We start from the raw sequence: 15,972 nt of genomic DNA, 5'->3' as shown, positions 1-15,972 counted from the left end.
AGCGCAGTAACTCGAGAAGGGGGCATTATGAAGGGTCAGATAAGGCATAACGGAGGGTGGCGCAGTTGGCGTAACGCTGCTGTTGCTTGTCTTAGCACGGCTTTTCTACTGTTTTCAAGCAACGCCCAGGCAGCTTCCTTAGAGAAAATTGAAGTTGCTAGTGCGATCGGCCAGCCATTATATGCTGAAGTTCCTCTTTTGCTTGAGGGCAATGAACTGGCTTCCAAGGTGTTTATTGAAATCGCTTCGGCGGCTGATTACAAAATTTTCGAAGTATATCGTGACCCTATTCTAAACAGTATTCGTGCCGATGTAGCCAGTGATGAACGTGGTGCACGGGTGAAACTTACTTCGCGGACTGGCATTAAGACCCCATTCTTTAATCTGGTGTTGAAGGTACGTTATGGTCGTGTGTCTCACTTTAAGAAATATTCGGTTTTCCTCGATTCTGCAAAATCCATAGAGCGTATTGTTGCCAAAGATCCTTTACCGGAAGTTCACGCTGCCAAAGCTATAGCACTTGAAACAGGTGAAGGTGTCAACACTCCTCCGGTCAAGTCAAAATTGACTGAATCCGCTGGCAATGCACTGATTACCAAACAGACTAAAGACTATGCGAAGCAGCAAGCTGAACTACAGACTGAAGTGATACAGAACGCTCCTGTAAAAGCTGCTTCATGGGCAAGAACTGATAAATATGGGCCGATTGTTCGCGGTGATAGCCTTTCAATTATAGCCAAACGCCTGCGCACAGATGCTCGCTACAGCAATAACCAGGTGATGGTTGCTCTGTTTGAAAGAAATAGAAGTAGTTTTGAAAAAGATAATATAAATCTGATTAAGGCCGGTTCATATTTATTGACGCCAAGCGAGCAGGAAGTTGAAAAACTGGATCGCTCAGAAGCAAGTCGTGTTGTAGCTGATCAAGAGGCCGCATGGAAGGTGCAACCGAAATACCCTGCTGAAGCAGAAGCGCAGCGTAACCGTTATACCAATCGTGTAAGCTTCGGTGAGCAAGCCGAAGGAGAAGCATTAGCTGTAAAACCTGTTGAAGCGACACAGGATCTGCTTAAATCTCAGAAAAAAGATGCAGCTGCTATTGCAAGTCCATCCGCTATCAAAACAGCAGTGCCTGCTCAGAGTAAAGGTGCGAGCACCCCCAATATTGAACAGTTTTTGCAGGTGCAGTCAGAAACAAACCAGCTTTTGTTAGCCTTGCAACAGAAGAATGAAGAGCTTCAAACGCAATTGCTTGCCAACAAAGCTAGTGTTGACGGACTTAAAACGAAAGTGGATGAAGGTTCTTCGGCAGCGTCGGATGCGCGTATTGCGAAGCTGGAGATTTTATTAACGCGACTACAGGCTCAGCTGGAAAACCAGGTGAAGCCTGCTGCTGTAACGCAAACAAGTTCTACATCCGAGTGGGTCACATGGCTATTACTCTCTTTGGTGATTGTTATGCTTGGTATCATTGCCATGCGCATGCGCAAAGAACCTGTGCACCCTGCCTCTGATCAGCACTTATCTGAAACTATAGCAGAACAAACAGCGCATGATGAATCATTCGAGGAAGTGGTTGAAGAAGCCGTTGATAGTATTGAAACGGATGAAAGTAAGGGTATGGATGCCAACACAACGGCTTCGATGGCTTCTTTCTCAGATGAGTTAAGCGATACCGATACGGCTGAGCTCGAAGCGTTTGATGTAAATGCCAGCCCGGAAGTAGATCCGAATGTGGATTATTTATCTGAAGCTGATGTTTATATTCGTTATGGTATGGATGACGAAGCTCTACAGCAGTTGGATCTGGCGTTGCGTGTAAACCCTGCAAATACCGAAGCGCATGTGAAGAAATCTGAAATATTGCATGGCAAACATGATCAAAGTGGTTTTGCTGCAGCTGTAACTGCCGCTTCAGTGGCGTTGGCTGGCGTAGCGTTGCAACAATATAAAGCGGCGGTTGAATCGTTTGGAGGGGCTTTGGAAGCGCCATCTGCAGCTTCTGAGGCTGTTCCCGAAGCAGTGACTGAACCTATGGTTGAAACCACTGAAATAGAGTCTGCACTTACTATTGCGATTGATGATACTGAAATTGATGGTCTGGACTTCGATTTGGGTGGTTTAGAGATGGCTGGCGCTGAGCAAGTGAAGGCGGATGTCGATAACCATGCAGATGCGAATCTTGAGGCTACGAATGAACTGAACTGGTTGAGCGATCCTGCTTTTGATGATGAGAAAGATATTGAAGGCGAACCTGATCTTTCCATGGGCTTTGAAACAGATGGTGATGCGAAAGAAGAAGCGCAGGATTTTGCTTTTGAAACAGTGGATGAGCAGGGCGCTGATGTCAGTGATACAAGCGATCTCGAGTCTGAAAATATGTCTCCAGTTAATCCTGATGATAGCACTGACTTATCATCCGATACGATTGTGTTGGGAGCAACGCAGGAATTAGGTCACTTATTTTCTGAATTTAATGAGCCGGATAGTGTGGTCGCTGCCTCATCAGATGCAGATAAAAAACCTCTGGTTGAAGCCGCTGAAGAGATAGGCCTTAGCGATACGCAAGAGCTAGGTAACCTGTTATCCGAATTTACAGAACAGGATGAGACCGCATCAACCAAGCTTGGAGCGGATGCAGAAAAAGGGGAAACAGACCATAGCGCTACCCAGCATCTGGATTCATTGCTGGGTGAGTTTTCTGATGACGATGAAGACCTCAGCTTTTCCAGCTTAGAAGATGATTTCGATATGGCTGCAGTGATAGAAGAAGGAAAAGCTGCTCCAGCCTCGGGCGTTGAGCTTGGCCTTGATATAGATCACTGTGCTACGCAGGAACTTGATGGTCTGCTGTCTGAGTTCACAGATGACGAGGATGATCTTGGCGTCAGTTTCATCGATCCGACTGAGACTCCTGAAACAAGCCAGTCAGATTCTCCTGATAATGATGTAGCGTTTGGTTCTACACAGGAACTTGATTCACTACTTGGTGAGTTCTCTAATAAAGAGGAGAGCAATGTGAGTAAGTCAGACGATAATCATAGTGCTACGCAAGTATTGGGTCACCTGTTGGATGAGTTTAACTTCGATGATGACGGGGATGACAAGAAAAGCTGACCCATCGCCTCTTTCAACTACGGTGTTCGATCGGGCAGAGCGTGTTGTTGTTTGGTTCCAATAAATGAAATTGTTTACAATGTATGATTGCTACCCGGCTTCCAGACTGTTGCTTGGCTCCGGGTTGCTGTTCATGGCTATATTTACCCAATCCATGGGTATATCACTTGTACTGCTTATCTTATCAATTGTGATCATTCGTATACTGGATGGGCATCCATTGACCATTATCCGATTATTGCGATTACTACGCTGGTTTGTCGTGCCCATTATCGTGTTGCACGCTCTGTTCACTCCAGGACAGTTACTATGGCCTGATTTTTTTATTGCTATAAGTCGGGAAGGTTTGCTGCATGGTGGCATATTAAGCCTTCATCTAGGAACAATGTTCTTTATTGCTATGGTGATGTTTCGTCTGTTGAAACGGTTTGAATGGATACGATACATGCTGGCAATACCTTATGTAGGCAAACGCTTGGCGATGTATGTGTGGATGTTGAGCTGTATGAAAATGGGTAATATGGCATTGCTTGGGGATTTGCGTTTGCAATTTACATTACGAAAAGATATTAAAAAAATGCCGCTGTTGTTGATGGCCGCTTTCAGGCAATCGCTGGCTGATGCCACGGATCATGCCTGTGCACTGTGGTTGCGTTGGCCTGATCATATGATGTGCCAGACACATCCATCCATTCAGCAGCGCACTGCTGTAATGCCTGCGTCGCTATTATTGGCAGGTATCGGATTGTTGGCATTTCTATACCCCTGGATAATATAACGCTATGCAATTGAATGAGACGGATATGAATACAGCCAACAGTGATTTGCCGGAAAAGCAACGTATTGCCATGGTTGTGGAATTTGATGGTCAGCCTTTTCACGGTTGGCAGCAGCAAAATAATGCATGTTCGGTTCAGGCAACCATGCAGGAAGCATTACAGAGAATTGAAGGGGGTAGTGTCGTGGTAACCGCTGCCGGGCGTACAGATGCTGGTGTGCATGCTGAGGCAATGATGGTACATGCGGATGTGAGCGCAAGCCGCTGGCAAAGGTCACATCTGGCATATGTGCATGGCATCAACAGTTTTTTACCACTTCAGATCAGGGTCATTGGTGTGAGAGCCGTGGATGCCAATTTCCATGCTCGTTTTGATTGTCGAGGTCGTTCTTATCGTTATCAGATTTGGAACCGAAGCACTGCATCTGCCCTGCATCGATGGCAGCACTGGTGGATGCCAAAAACACTGGATGTGGAAGCCATGCGGGAGGCTGCTCAACACTGTATGGGCCGGCAGGACTTCAGTGCGATCAGAGCATCTGGTTGTCAGGCATCGAGCGCCACGCGCTGTATTCACACATTAACCGTCGAACAATCAGGTCATTGTATCACTATCTCAGTGTCGGCTGATGCATTCCTTTACCATATGGTGCGTAATCTGGTTGGTAATCTTGTGGATGTGGGCTGTGGAAGATCAACGCCAGATGCTTTTGCTGCGTTATTAGCAGGCAAAGACAGAAGTTTAGGGGCAGCTACAGCACCGGCTCATGGCCTCTATTTTGTTGATGCCCAATACGATGATTTTTCCAGTCAGGCTTTGATTGGTTCCTTCTAAGCTATTTGGCTAAGGTGTTGATAACGGCATCTTTCAACTTATCCATGTTGATTGGTTTATTCAGTAGTGTGACATTATAATCAATAGCTTGTAATAATTGATGGTCTTCACCGAAGGCTGTAATCATCACAATAGGCAGTTTCTCATCAAACTGTCGAATATGCTGAATTAACTGCAAACCATCCATGACAGGCATTTTATAGTCAGTGATCACCAGATCAAATGGATGATCTGGTTGTTGCAGCATTGCAAGGGCCTCCTGGCCGTTTTCTGCTGTATCGGATGTGATCTTTAAATGGGTGAGCATGGCCTGATGGATTTTTACAATATCAGCTACATCATCTACCACGAGAGCATGGTCGCCACCTTCATAGGTAGTCTGTTTAGGCGCTGATTGTTGTTTGAGGGCGGGCGATTCTTGTTGATGAGTATGACTTTCCTCTTCCTTAGAAGGGGGAATATAAGGTGGTAAATGAACAGTGAAGCTGGTTGCTTGATAGGGTGTCGATGTGACATCAATACTGCCGTGGTTTCGTTTGATGATGCGTTCAACCATCGTTAACCCAAGCCCTGAACCGCCTTCAGTGCTTTTGGATGTCCAGAATGGTTTGAAGATGCTGTCGATATGATCCGCCGTAATACCAGCTCCATTATCAGTCACCCGAATACATAGACATGGGTGTCCGGGTTTGGCCAATTTGTTATTGGGTTCATTACGAATATCTATAGCAATCTGCCCATTCTCTGAGATGGCTTGAGTGGAGTTATTGATGAGATTCAACAGGATCTGTTCAATTTCAGTGGTGCTGATGCTGACATCATGCAGCGGTTCTTCGATATGAGATTGTAATTGAATATAAGATGGTAACTGCAAGCGGGTGAGGCCAATAATATGCTCAAGTGGTTGCGCTAGGGTGTGGCCCTGGGTGAAGCTCATTGCAGGCTCACTATCATTGGGCATATGTCCGAGTTTTAACAAGTGGGAGGTGAGTTCAGAACCACGTTCACCGGCTGCTATGATGGCTTCAAGCTGTTCCCGATCTGAATCCTTGGTGCTGTTCATTTGCATGACTTCAGCATAACCAATCATATTGGTCAGTACATTACGAAAATCATGCACAATACCAGCTACCAAGGTGGACATGTAGGCATAACGATGCACGGATTCCATCTCTTCCTGAGTGGTTTCACGTTGTGTAATGTCCATCATAAAACAGACACCAATCCAGTGATCTCGCCAGCGCATGCAGATAGTAGAGAGCATGAGCTTTAAAATATTGCCAGATTTGTCTCTACCACGAATATAAAAGTTGTTTGCTGTCGCATTGGTTTCCCTGTTTTTCTGATCAAGTGCTTGCCTGCAAAATTCCAATATCTCCTGACTGTCTTCTGCCAGCACAAAAATATCGACAGGCTCGCCAATCAATACCTGGTGATTGTGCTGGAACATGTGATTGATCGTATCGTTGGCATAACGCACTCTCGGTGTGCCCCGCTGATCCAGATCGTAAGTGAATACTGGCAGAGGCCCCTTATCGAGCAGGTGAAATGAAGTTTCTTCAGCAATGTTTTTATCCTTGATGGCTTTTTCAAGTTTCCGGACAATTAAATAGACATAAAACGGTACTGCGAGAAGTGTGAATATTTGCCACGATAGGAGCGTAATATCTACGGGGATTTGCATCAAGGTATAGGCATAGCTGGTGATGGTTGCCAGTCCGATGAGGCATAAAACCTGAGTGTAAATGAGCATTGGATTGCCGAAACGCAAACCGTTACCAATGATGATGACCAACAGCATGAAATAAACGCCACTGGAGTGACCGCCATCAATGAGCATGCCGAAGCTGACAATGATTACATCCAGAACCGGATAGGCCAGGTTTTCAAATGCAGAGAATGTTGTTTTTCGCAGCTTGATGAGTGCAACGAAGTTGGTTGCAAAGTAGAAGAACGCGAAGCTAAGTGCTTCGACCATAAAATAATCGAAATAATCACCGTGAAGTATGATGTAAGAGAGGCTGGCACAAGTGAGCAGGATGCGGGCCTTGGTTTGCTGAAGTTGTGTTTCTGCAAGTGAAGCGTCACCTGTATGGTTATGAAGCAATTGATTGAGGTTTTTCACCTTGAGCATGAACACTCCATTCACGATTAATGATAGCAAAGACGGAACCGACATCATGCGTTTCCAGTAAATAAGTGTAGTGCTATTTTTGCTTGCTGCAAGCAGGCAGACGAAAGTTGCTGTTGCTTAGTGTATTTAAATGGATATAGCAGTATTTGAAGGGAATGACCTTGTAACCAGTATTCACTAGTAGAGTAAGTAATGATTGCAAATAGAGTATGTTATCATGCGATAGTCTTGGGGTGCTAAACTCAAAGGTGCTTTTCCGGTTGCCGATGTGCTAATGTTCGCGGCCATTTTCACGTTCTTTTCCAATGAAAATCACAAAGTTAATTTCAGGAGTCACCAATGTTATATGTAGCTGTCCGGGCTGCCAGACGAGCCGGAGATATGATTGCCCGAGCTTATGATGAGCGTGATGGAATGAAAATCACTCAGAAAAGTGATCGGGATTATGTCACAGACGTAGATCAGCGTGCTGAAGATTTGATTGTCAGAGAAATTGCACACCATTATCCTGATCACGGTATTGTTGCTGAAGAGATGGATAAACATCTGCGTCCTGATGCGGATATTCAATGGTATATTGATCCTCTGGATGGAACAACGAACTTCATTCATGGTTATCCGCATTTTGCGGTATCCATTGCTGCATGGAAAAATGGCAAACCTTTGCTGGCTGTGATTCATGATCCTATTCGGGATGAAACCTTTGAGGCTCGCAATGGTGGTGGAGCATTTTTAAACCGTCGTAGATTGCGTGTGAGTCAGGAAAAGAAACTTGATCATGCCTTGTTTGCATCCGGTATGCCGTCGTACCAACGTGATACCATTGATCTGTTTCAGAAGCGTATGGATGTCTGTATGCGTAGCATGGATGGATATCGTCGTGGTGGTTCAGCAGCGCTGGATCTGGCTTATGTGGCGGCAGGCCGTCTGGATGTGTATTGGGAAGCAGGCTTGCGTTCATGGGATATTGCCGCTGGTTACTTGTTGGTGCAGGAAGCTGGTGGGTTGGCTACCGGGCTGGATGGTTCAACGGTTGATCTTAAAAAAGGTGATATTCTGGCTGCAAATCCTCATTTGCACTCCTCGGTCACGCGCTTGTTGAAGGTCTAAGGCCTCTCAAGCAGGTAAGTGATGGGTGATTGTAAGCGAAGAAGGTGTGGCGTTTTCTACGGTGTTTTCTGCCAGCACAAAAAGGCATGCTGTATTTAGAGTTAGTTGCCTTCTTTTTTCAGCAATAAAAATATAGCAACACCACCAAATACCAGACTGGGAAGCCAGGCTGCGTATGAGGCTGGTATATGTTCGCTATTGGCCAGCAGATAGCTGGCATTACTCAAAATGTAATAGGCCAGGCCGAGCGCAATGGTGAGGATTAATCCCCATGATGCACGGTTGTTCCGGTCACCGGAATGCAGGCATAGTGCAGCTGCCAGAATCACCATCAACAAGCAGGAGAATGGAGCCGAGAACTTTTTATGCAGGGCATAACTATAGGCGCTGTTACTTAAGCCTGCATGTTCAAGATCCTTAATGTAATGATACAATTGAGACGCATGCATGTAGCGAGGTTTAGGTAGTTCTGTTGCTTCAGGGCCTGCGGTGGATCTGATGGTGAAGGTTTTATGCTGCTGCATCTGCATGCCCTGATCTGCTGAAGGGGTGCTGATGTGCACATCATGCAGAAGCCATGCACCATTCTTGTATTGCGCTTTACTGCTGTCGATACGCTTCTTCCAGCTTCCCTGTTTATCTGTTTCAAGCATGATCAGGGCGAATGTGCTATTACTCAGTGGCGTTAAGCGGAAAAAACGATGGCCGTCTTTTAACCATTGAACGCCTTGTTTTTGCGCTTGTTTGTGCTGGATGTGAATACGTTCGATGGTATCCAGTCGTTTGTTGGTGGTTGGTGTTACCCATTCGCCAATAATAAAGCTGAGCAGCGCAGCCAGTGTGGCAACCATTAACAGTGGCGTGAGTATTTTATTGATGCCCAGACCTGCCGCACGAACGGCGACCATTTCATGATGGCGCGAGAGTTCTATGAGATAGACGCTGCTGCCAACCAGAATAATGATGGGCATAAACTCGGAAACCATGAACGGGATTTTTAATAATATGTATTCAATCATCAGGTTGCTGCTAAGCCCGCTACCAAGATGGCGGGCTTTATCGAAAGATTCAATGATGATGTAAATGGACAAAAGTACCGTCATGGTAAAGAGCGAACGGCTCATGCAACCGGAAAATATCCATCTGAAAATTACAGGCATGGCGATAATCTAGGTATCACAGTCAGGAAAGGAAGTACCTGATATTCTTGACGCTTTCCGGGCATGAATAATATGCGCATTATTTTGATATCTATTCAGCGTGGCGTTGATCAATCCTAATGTGTTGGGAACAATATTTACGTATAGAAAACCTTTTTCTGGTAGCACGCTATAAGGCTTGCAGACGTGGCTGGGTGATGTTTCCTGATAAGCTGAACTGTCTGTTTTTATTGCCCAGAAGGGCTGAAAGGGTGGGCTCTTTTTGATCGGCCTGAGCCTGCACCATGCCGTCGATGGTCCAGGCTGTCGGATTAGGCGCGGAGGTGTTCAGCTTACCTTTGCCATCGAGTGTTAGTGCTGTGCCGCCACTAAGATCCCAACTCCAGGCTTTTTTAGCATCATCGGTTTGTAGGGAGAGTGCATAATCACCAAGAGGTAATTTCATTGGCGGCATATCTACTACGGCAGTATTCCAGTTGACATCTATCTTGCCGAGCAGTGGCTGTCCGTTGAGGGCGTTTAAGAGGATGTTGCCATTGATCTGGGCTATGCCCCCGAGATTTAAAGGCAGAGGAAGGCTTTTGCTCAATAAAGGCTGTAGTGCTGCAATATCAAGTTCTGCATGTAGTGCCTGTAGCTCTATATTATCGGTGCGCTGAATAGCTATAGCACTGGCCTGTTGACCATTCCAGATCAGATGCATTTGCACAGCAGGGTTACCACTAAACAGTGAAGACCAGGCTGGACTCAAACTCAATCTGTCCAGTTTGACCGGCTGAGGCATTTGTATTGTCTGAATAACTACTTGATCAAGCTGTATGGTAAAACCATCCGTTTGTAAGGCTTTGTAGGAGATATCAATGCCGTACTGTTGCGATTGTATATTTATTTGCGCTTGAAGCCATGCTTCAGGTTGCCAGCGCATTGCCACAAATAGCAATAGGGCGATGACAAAAGTGATAAGCAATATGCGCCATGATGCATGTGACTGCTGGCTTGTCGTGAGGGATGAGGTCATGTGTGATTTTAGCGGATATCGTAGTGAATGTTCTGCAAACTACCTGCACGAATCAATTGGAGGTCTAGTGAAGGCGAGCTTTTTAGTTTGCTGTAGATGCCCATTGCCTGCTGTGTTCCGGTGATTTTTTCGCCATTGATACTGAGAATGATATCGCCATTTTGTAGGCCTGCCTGTTGATATAGCGATCCCTTAACAATATCGTTAACACTGAATCCATTGACTTTGCCATTGGCAAAATGAGGGGTAGCCCGCGCCTGGGATAACAGTGTCGGAAAATCTTGCAGCTGTCTTTGTAACTGATTGCGATCCATCAATTTATGCACGGGGGGCGTTGGGGCAAGGCGCATCGGTGCTGATGGAATGGCATCTGCAATTGTAGTGGAGGTCAATTTATTTCCCTGTTCAAGAGAGATACGTTGCAGATTACCACCCTGATTGACGATGATGGCATCAGCCTCAACCGTTTGCAGAATAACACCGGGCTGGATGGTGTCGTTCACAAAGAATACTTGTTCTTCCACACCAGTGCGAATGGCGATAATGGCTGCTGAGTTTTTTCCGGCAACTACCGTACCTAATAACTTCAAGGTCAGTGGGCGTTTGATAACAGGCTTGGGTTGAGCAACAACCGGGGCAACTGGCTTGGCTTGTTGAGGGGCCTGACCAAATAGCTTCACGGCAAGCATGGCACTTAATTCTGGTAATGCTGTTGTAGTCTTTTCAATGCTTTCCAGGTTGTTTGAAATTGGTGCATCGGATTGAGGGAGAAACCAACCTGCAACCATCCAGGCCAAAAGAATGACCAGTGCAAGTTCACTTAACAACGGTAATCGATTCAATGACGACAATACATGGTTCATCATGGTTCCTTCTTACATATTGATGCTATGGGACAACATTATCAAGTCAGCATCTATAAAGCGAATGCACAGTTTCATGGTCAGGGTAAGCGCATTAAATTTGTGTGTCGTAAAGGGTGCAAAAAGTTCAATGCTATAACCAAAAAAACCATGCAAAATGTAGAGTCGGATATAGATGCTTGCATTTGTTCTTGTTTTTACTTCGCGTAACTTTGCGTCCTTTGCGGTAAAATATTTTAAATATTTAATGCGATTGGCGTATGTTGTTTATATTGTCTTATGGCGCTGCTTACAGGGCATCGCTACACTGCCGACCCAATGAACAAGATAAAACAAACCCATATACGCAACTTTTCTATTATTGCCCATATCGACCATGGTAAGTCGACGCTGGCTGACCGTCTTATTGAAGTAACCGGTACATTGAGCGAGCGCGAGATGAAAACCAATCAGGTGCTCGATTCCATGGAGCTGGAACAGGAACGTGGCATTACCATTAAGTCGCAGACTGCGACACTCATTTATACTGCTCTGGATGGTGAAACTTACCAGTTGAATCTTATCGATACCCCTGGCCATGTGGATTTCACTTATGAGGTGTCCCGCTCCTTACAGGCTTGCGAAGGTGCTCTGTTGATTGTTGATGCCGCCCAGGGGGTGGAAGCGCAGACGCTGGCCAATGTATATTTGGCGATGGATAACGATCTGGAAATTATTCCGATCATCAACAAGATAGACCTGCCGAGCGCTGATATTGATGAAGCCAAACGACAAATTGAAGATGTGATTGGTCTGGATGCTTCGTATGCTATTCCAGTATCAGCTAAAACAGGCGTAGGTATTAATGATGTGCTTGAGGCCATTGTGAAACATGTGCCGCCACCGGAAAACCGTGACGATAAACCGCTCAGGGCACTGGTGGTGGACTCCTGGTTTGATGCTTATGTGGGTGCGATGGCCTTGATTCGTGTGGTTGATGGTGTGCTTAAAAAGGGTGATCGCTTCCGTTTGATGTCGATGCCGACAGCTGCCAGTTATGAAGTGCAGGATGTGGGGTATTTCGTACCGGCACCATTTTCGTCCCCCCTGTTGGCTTCTGGTTCGGTAGGATATCTTACCGGTGGTATCAAAAAACTAGCTGACTTGAAGGTTGGCGACACGGTCACCACACTGAAACATGGTTCAACGGATCCCTTACCGGGTTATCGTGAGCCAAAAGCAATGGTCTTTTCCGGTCTGTATCCGGTTGATTCTGCTGATTATAACGATCTGCGTGATTCGCTGGAAAAACTTAATATGAATGATCCTGCCTTCAGTTTTGAGGCGGAGAATTCATCGGCTTTGGGGCTGGGGTTCCGCTGTGGTTTCCTGGGCTTGCTGCATATGGAAATTGTGCAGGAGCGTCTGGAGCGTGAGTATGATCTGGATTTGATTACGACTGCTCCTAGCGTGGTCTATCGTATTCATACATCCGATGATGAAACGATTGAAATTTCTAATCCCAGTGAATTCCCCGATCCAACGGAGATTAGCCGAATAGAAGAGCCTACGGTGATCGCCAATATTTTTATGCCGGAAGAGTTTGTCGGTGCATTGATGAAGCTGTGTCAGGAACGCCGTGGCATACAGCAGGATATGAAATTTATCGGGCAGGGCAGGGTGATGTTGACCTACCGCTTGCCGTTGGCTGAAATGGTGATCGATTTTTATGATCGTTTGAAATCGGTATCGCGCGGTTATGCTTCGATGGATTATGAGTTGTCCGACTTCTCCGAAGATGATGTGGTGAAACTGGATGTGCTTGTGCATGCGGAACCTGTCGATGCGTTGTCGTTGATCGTGCATCGATCGATTGCTGAAACACGTGGGCGTGAGCTGGTGAAAAAATTACGCGAACTTATTCCGCGCCAACAGTTTGATGTGCCTATTCAAGCGGCGATTGGTGGCCGTATTGTTGCAAGAGAAACCATCAAGGCAGTTCGTAAAAACGTGACAGCAAAATGTTATGGTGGTGATATTAGCCGTAAGCGTAAATTGCTTGAGAAGCAGAAGAAGGGTAAGAAACGCATGAAATCCATTGGTAGCGTGGACGTGCCGAAAGAGGCATTTTTGGCAGTGTTGAAACTCAACGAATGATTGTTCTGTGTGGATGAAAAGATTGAATCTGAAAAGAGAAGGAATTGAATATGAGCGAAAATAAAAAACCGGTCTGGCAGGAATGGATTGAAAGTTTGATTATTATAGCGGTGCTGGCCATTGTGATTCGCAGTTTTATTGTGGCTCCGTTTAAGATTCCTTCATCCAGCATGATTCCAACGCTGGAGATTGGTGACTACCTGTTTGTATTGCGCTATCCCTATGGTTTTAAAATTCCCTTGACAGATATTCAACTGCTGTCGAAAGAGGTTGCACGTGGTGATGTGGCTGTTTTTGTTTACCCGGAAGATAAAAGCAAAGATTATATTAAACGCATCGTAGGTATTCCTGGTGATGTGGTGAAATACCGTGACAACAAATTGAGCGTGAATGGTAAAGAAATGCCTTTAACGTCCAAGGGTGACCGGACCTATTTTATGCAGGGCGGCAATGCCGATGTATCCGGTCTGTTTGAAGAAAACTTTAACGGCATTAAACATGATGTGTTGCGAAAACCGTTCTCCTTGCGTGATGGTCAATGGACAGTACCTGCAAGGCATTATTTTGCCATGGGTGATAATCGCAATAATTCACGTGATTCGCGTTTTTGGGGTTTTGTTCCGCAGAATTATATGGTCGGTCGCGCGGCTATCGTCTGGTGGTCCTGGGATCAGAATACGAATTCCGTTCGCTGGGATCGTATCGGGCACGTGATTGAATAAATCTGCGTATAGGGTTGCCGCGCGGTCTCATCCGAACGCGGCTGGTTTTTCAGTGTTTAGAATGCTGTTCTGGTTGGCATTGCTGGGCTTTGTGACGCTTAATGGTGCGCTGATCGCGCAGGCTTATTATAATAACAGTAAGGCGCAGGGTTGTTTTGAAAGTTTGAGTCAGAAAATGCCAACGGCTGATGAAGCAGCCATTCTGGCTAAAATGGATACTCTGTTTCATGTGCAGTATATTGATAAACAGGATTTTCCGCCTGCTTTTTATGATGAATTGGTAATTAATGCGACTGGTTTTGGCGTTGAAATTTCAACTGTTTATAATGTGACTATTTGGCCATTGGGTCAGGTTGAAGCGTTAGATGAGGTCGGAGCATATGATCCTGATGATCTGGAGGGGCTGGATGTGTTGAAGCATAAGTTCCGTATTGATTTGTCTTTTAACCCATATGCAATTTCAGCTGTCGGCGATCAATAATGTCTGAACATTTAGGCCGTTTAGAATCCCGAATTGGTTATCTGTTCTCGGATAAAAATCTGTTGCTGCGTGCGTTGAGACATCGATCTTCCAATCAGTCCGGAGATGGCAATCATATGGAGCGATTGGAATTCCTTGGGGATGCGGTGTTGGGTTTGGTTATCTCTGAGTATTTGCATCATCACTTTCCAGATAAGCAGGAGGGTGATCTTTCGCGTATGCGCGCAGCATTGGTGCGCAAGGAGAGTCTGCTGGTTGTAGCCGGGTTTTGGGGTCTGGTTAGTTATTTGGATGTAGGAGATAGTGAGCGCCTTGAAAAGGGTCGCGGTGGCAAAGCATCATCCATCATGCGTATTAAATCCCCGTCTATCTCGGCCAATGCAGTTGAAGCAGTGATTGGAGCGGTATTTCAGGATGGTGGCTGGCCAGCAGCGCATAAGCTGGTGAGAGAGGCGTGGCAGCCGTTGCTCATAGGCGTGGATGCATTGGATGCCCGTGATGCTAAAAGCCGTTTGCAGGAATTCACACAATCTAAAGGCTGGGGTTTACCAGAATATACGTTGACCGACAGAGGTGCGGGGCATTCGCCGCGTTTCGGTGCAATATGTAGGGTCAATAGTGATATGCTCGGAGAAGGGCATGGTGATCGCAAGAAAATTGCCGAAATAAAAGCGGCGGAGCAAGCATGGCAACATCTGAAGAAATAAAAGAAAAACCATTCCATTGTGGAACGGTTGCGTTATTGGGAATTCCCAATGTGGGGAAATCAACACTCATGAACCGGGTGATTGGGGCCAAGGTGGCTATTGTGACACCGAAACCACAAACCACACGGCACCGTATTCTGGGTATTCACACAGATGAGACGTGTCAGATGATTTTTGTTGATACACCGGGTATCCATAAAGGGGCGCAGCAACTCAACCGTAATATGGTGCGCATTGCTTATGCTGCGGCAGAAGAGGCCGATGTGTTGGCGATTATGCAGGATGCCAGCAAACCATTGGATAAAATGACCAAAACACTGATTGAACGCTTTGCGGATGGACGTTTGAAACAGCCTCGTATTCATGTACTCAATAAGGTGGATCGAGCTGATAAAGCCCGTCTGTTACCACGCCTACAGCAGTTGCAGCAATTGGATCCGGGTGCGAAAGCTCTGATTCCTGTATCCGCGCGTAAAGGCACGCAATTGGACAGTTTGCTTAAAGAGATTGCGAAATATCTGCCGGAGCAGCCTGCTATTCATGATCCTGACTGGTTTACCGACCAGAGTCAGCGTCAGTTGGCCGCTGAATATGTGCGTGAGCAGGTGTTTATGTCTATGCATCAGGAGATTCCATTCCAGACGGCAGTGGATATTGAACGCTTTGAAGATATGGGTGATATCATTGAAATTGAAGCGGCTATCCTGGTTGGTAGTGAGCGGCATAAACCGATGTTGATTGGTAAAGGTGGTGGCGGTATGAAGGCAGTCGGTACCAGAGCAAGACTCGGTCTTGAAGAGATTCTGGGCTCTCGAGTGCGTCTTAATATCTGGGTGAAAGTCGATGAAGACTGGTTTGATCATCCGGGAAAATTGATTGATCTCGGTTTGGGCACAGATAATTATTAAAGG

General features: G+C 46.0%; 13 protein-coding genes. 9 read left to right on the top strand and 4 right to left on the bottom strand.

Annotated features, from left to right (window positions below; translation table 11 throughout):
* Positions 1-27 precede the first annotated feature (27 nt).
* From D8Y20_RS05405 to truA, 3 genes are all read left to right on the top strand, one after another.
* On the top strand, positions 28-3,117 hold the full coding sequence (locus tag D8Y20_RS05405; RefSeq protein ID WP_121542023.1) for a FimV family protein: 3,090 nt from the start codon (positions 28-30) through the stop codon (positions 3,115-3,117).
* 64 nt (positions 3,118-3,181) lie between these two features.
* The gene (locus D8Y20_RS05400; protein WP_121542022.1) at positions 3,182-3,895 is read left to right on the top strand and encodes a hypothetical protein; all 714 of its coding nucleotides are present in this window, start codon (positions 3,182-3,184) and stop codon (positions 3,893-3,895) included.
* Between the two features lie 25 nt (positions 3,896-3,920).
* Positions 3,921-4,730: a tRNA pseudouridine(38-40) synthase TruA gene (gene truA / locus D8Y20_RS05395; RefSeq protein ID WP_121542073.1), complete on the top strand. Its 810-nt coding sequence runs from the start codon at positions 3,921-3,923 to the stop codon at positions 4,728-4,730.
* A 1-nt stretch (position 4,731) separates the two neighbouring features.
* On the opposite strand, the gene D8Y20_RS05390 is transcribed toward truA, so the two are convergent.
* Positions 4,732-6,864: a response regulator gene (locus tag D8Y20_RS05390; protein WP_121542021.1), complete on the bottom strand. Its 2,133-nt coding sequence runs from the start codon at positions 6,862-6,864 to the stop codon at positions 4,732-4,734.
* A 339-nt stretch (positions 6,865-7,203) separates the two neighbouring features.
* Here D8Y20_RS05390 and D8Y20_RS05385 point away from each other — a divergent pair, with 339 nt between their 5' ends.
* The gene (locus tag D8Y20_RS05385) at positions 7,204-7,974 is read left to right on the top strand and encodes an inositol monophosphatase family protein (protein WP_121542020.1); all 771 of its coding nucleotides are present in this window, start codon (positions 7,204-7,206) and stop codon (positions 7,972-7,974) included.
* 101 nt (positions 7,975-8,075) lie between these two features.
* Here the strand turns inward: D8Y20_RS05385 and lptG are convergent, their stop codons facing one another.
* From lptG to D8Y20_RS05370, 3 genes are all read right to left on the bottom strand, one after another.
* Positions 8,076-9,134: an LPS export ABC transporter permease LptG gene (gene lptG / locus D8Y20_RS05380; protein WP_121542019.1), complete on the bottom strand. Its 1,059-nt coding sequence runs from the start codon at positions 9,132-9,134 to the stop codon at positions 8,076-8,078.
* Positions 9,135-9,303: 169 nt separating this feature from the next.
* A complete protein-coding gene (locus D8Y20_RS05375; RefSeq protein WP_121542018.1) occupies positions 9,304-10,152 on the bottom strand; it encodes a hypothetical protein in 849 nt (282 codons plus the stop codon).
* Between the two features lie 8 nt (positions 10,153-10,160).
* The gene (locus D8Y20_RS05370; protein WP_121542017.1) at positions 10,161-11,018 is read right to left on the bottom strand and encodes a type II secretion system protein N; all 858 of its coding nucleotides are present in this window, start codon (positions 11,016-11,018) and stop codon (positions 10,161-10,163) included.
* 315 nt (positions 11,019-11,333) lie between these two features.
* Between D8Y20_RS05370 and lepA the strand changes: the two genes are divergently transcribed.
* The 5 genes from lepA (at position 11,334) to era (ending at position 15,969) form a co-directional block, all read left to right on the top strand.
* Positions 11,334-13,151 carry a translation elongation factor 4 gene (gene lepA / locus D8Y20_RS05360; protein ID WP_121542015.1) on the top strand — a complete coding sequence of 606 codons (1,818 nt, stop codon included), beginning with the start codon at positions 11,334-11,336 and terminating at the stop codon, positions 13,149-13,151.
* Positions 13,152-13,201: 50 nt separating this feature from the next.
* Complete coding sequence (lepB, locus tag D8Y20_RS05355) at positions 13,202-13,873, top strand: signal peptidase I (protein ID WP_121542014.1); 672 nt, start codon at positions 13,202-13,204, stop codon at positions 13,871-13,873.
* Between the two features lie 61 nt (positions 13,874-13,934).
* Positions 13,935-14,354, top strand: a complete 420-nt coding sequence (locus D8Y20_RS05350; RefSeq protein ID WP_121542013.1) for a hypothetical protein — start codon at positions 13,935-13,937, stop codon at positions 14,352-14,354.
* A complete protein-coding gene (gene rnc, locus D8Y20_RS05345; protein WP_121542012.1) occupies positions 14,354-15,061 on the top strand; it encodes a ribonuclease III in 708 nt (235 codons plus the stop codon). The genes D8Y20_RS05350 and rnc overlap by 1 nt, the downstream gene beginning before the upstream one ends.
* Positions 15,040-15,969: a GTPase Era gene (gene era / locus D8Y20_RS05340; RefSeq protein WP_236075266.1), complete on the top strand. Its 930-nt coding sequence runs from the start codon at positions 15,040-15,042 to the stop codon at positions 15,967-15,969. The genes rnc and era overlap by 22 nt, the downstream gene beginning before the upstream one ends.
* The last annotated feature ends 3 nt before the right edge of the window (positions 15,970-15,972 follow it).

Origin of the sequence: Mariprofundus sp. EBB-1, assembly GCF_003665155.1 — a bacterium.
GTDB lineage: Bacteria > Pseudomonadota > Zetaproteobacteria > Mariprofundales > Mariprofundaceae > Mariprofundus.
The sequence above is the reverse complement of the archived record's forward strand: the minus strand, read 5'-3'. Positions and strand labels throughout refer to the sequence as shown.